We start from the raw sequence: 2,184 nt of genomic DNA, 5'->3' as shown, positions 1-2,184 counted from the left end.
TCGCCGACATGGGCTTTTCGGTCGCGACCGGGCCCGAGATCGAGGACGACTGGCACAATTTCACCGCGCTCAACATCCCCGAGACCCATCCGGCGCGGGCGATGCACGACACCTTCTATTTCGACCGCGCGGACGAGCACGGCCATCCCATGCTGCTGCGCACTCACACCTCGCCGGTGCAGATCCGGACGATGCAGAGCCAGAACCCGCCGATCTACGTGATCGCGCCGGGGCGGACCTACCGTTCCGACAGCGACGCGACGCACACGCCGATGTTCCACCAGGTCGAGGGGCTGGTGATCGACAAGGGCATCACGATGGGCCACCTCAAATGGACCCTGGAGACCTTCCTCAAGGCCTATTTCGAGCGCGAGGACATCGTCCTCAGGCTGCGCCCCTCCTATTTCCCGTTCACCGAGCCTTCGGCCGAGGTGGACGTGGGCTATACGATCCAGAACGGGCGGCGCGTGCTGGGCGGGAGCGACCAGTGGATGGAATTGCTCGGCTCCGGCATGGTCCATCCCCAGGTGATCGCCGCCTGCGGGCTCGATCCCGAGGAGTGGCAGGGCTTCGCCTTCGGCTGCGGCATCGACCGGCTGGCGATGCTCAAATACGGCATGGACGACCTTCGCGCCTTCTTCGACGGCGATATACGCTGGCTCAGGCATTACGGCTTCGCCGCGCTCGACGTGCCGACGCTCTCCGGGGGCGTCGGGGCATGAAGTTCACGCGCCCTTGGAGACTGGGCCCCGGCCTGCGCCGGGGCACGAGGTGTGAATTATGAAATTCACACTCTCGTGGCTGAAGGAGCATCTGGAGACCGAGGCCGGCCTCGACGAAATCGTCGAGACGCTGACCCGGATCGGGCTCGAGGTCGAGGGCGTCGAGAATGCCGCCGACCGACTCGCCCCATTCGTCGTCGCCGAGGTGCTGACCGCGGAGCGCCACCCGCAGGCGGACAAATTGCAGGTGCTGACCGTGGACGCGGGAACCGGCGAGGCGATCCAGGTCGTCTGCGGGGCGGCCAACGCCCGCGTCGGCCTGAAGGGCGTGTTCGGCGCGCCGGGCGCCTATGTGCCGGGGAGCGACCTCACGCTGAAAGTGGCGGCGATCCGCGGCGTCGAGAGCCGGGGCATGATGTGCTCGGTCCGCGAGCTGGAGCTGGGCGACGAGCATGACGGGATCATCGAGCTCGCCGCCGACGCGCCGGTGGGCGCGAACTATGCGGCGTGGGCGGGGCTGGACGATCCGGTGATCGATGTCTCGGTGACACCCAACCGGCAGGACGCGATGGGCGTCCACGGCATCGCCCGCGATCTCGCCGCGGCGGGGCTGGGGCGACTCAAGCCGATCGACGTGCCCGACATCGCCGGCACCTATCCCTCGCCGATCGAGATTCGCATCGAGGACCCGGAGAATTGCCCGGCCTTTTACGGGCGGGTGATCAGGGGCGTGCACAACGGCCCCTCGCCCGACTGGCTGCAACGTCGGCTGAAGGCGGTCGGCCAGCGGCCGATCAGCGCGTTGGTCGATATGACCAACTACGTCACGCTCACCTACGGCCGGCCGCTGCACGTCTACGATCTCGCCAAGCTCAAGGGCGCGCTCGTCGCCCGGCGGGCGCGCGACGGCGAGGAAATGCTGGCGCTGAACGGCAAGAGCTACCGGCTCGATTCGACGATGACCGTGATCGCCGATGAGACCGGCGTGCACGATATCGGCGGGATCATGGGCGGCGAGCATTCGGGCGTGACCGAGACGACCACCGACATCGTCCTCGAATGCGCCTGGTTCCGCCCCGAGGCGATCGCGCTGACCGGGCAGAAACTGGCTTTGGTCTCCGACGCGCGCGCCCGCTTCGAGCGCGGCGCCGATCCCGCCTTCGTGGAGCCGGGCATTCAACTGGGAACGGCGCTCGCGATCGAGCTGGCCGGCGGCGAGCCTTCGCAGCTCGTCCGCGCGGGCGAGCCGCCGATCGTCGAGCGGAGCGTGGCCTACGATCCGGCGCGCTGCCTGGCGCTGGCCGGGATGGACGTGCCCGCGGACCGGCAGCAGGATATCCTCCAGCGGCTCGGCTTCACCGTGACGCGCGGCGATGTGTGGCAGGTCAAAGTGCCGTCATGGCGGCGCGACGTGGAGGGGCCCGCCGACCTCGTCGAGGAGGTGGCGCGGATCGAGGGGCTC

At 68.6% G+C, this 2,184-nt stretch carries 2 protein-coding genes; both read left to right on the top strand.

Annotation, left to right across the window (positions count from 1 at the left end):
• Positions 1 to 722 (top strand): phenylalanine--tRNA ligase subunit alpha (gene pheS, locus ACT4N8_RS02810; protein WP_444856619.1); only part of this gene is annotated, 722 nt, incomplete at its 5' end.
• 58 nt (positions 723 to 780) lie between these two features.
• Positions 781 to 2,184, top strand: a 1,404-nt coding sequence (gene pheT, locus ACT4N8_RS02805; RefSeq protein ID WP_444856618.1) for a phenylalanine--tRNA ligase subunit beta, incomplete at its 3' end; no start/stop codon positions are given.

It is taken from the genome of Sphingosinicella sp. (assembly GCF_052387495.1).
Lineage (GTDB): Bacteria > Pseudomonadota > Alphaproteobacteria > Sphingomonadales > Sphingomonadaceae > Allosphingosinicella.
This window is presented reverse-complemented; position numbering and strand designations above follow the sequence as displayed.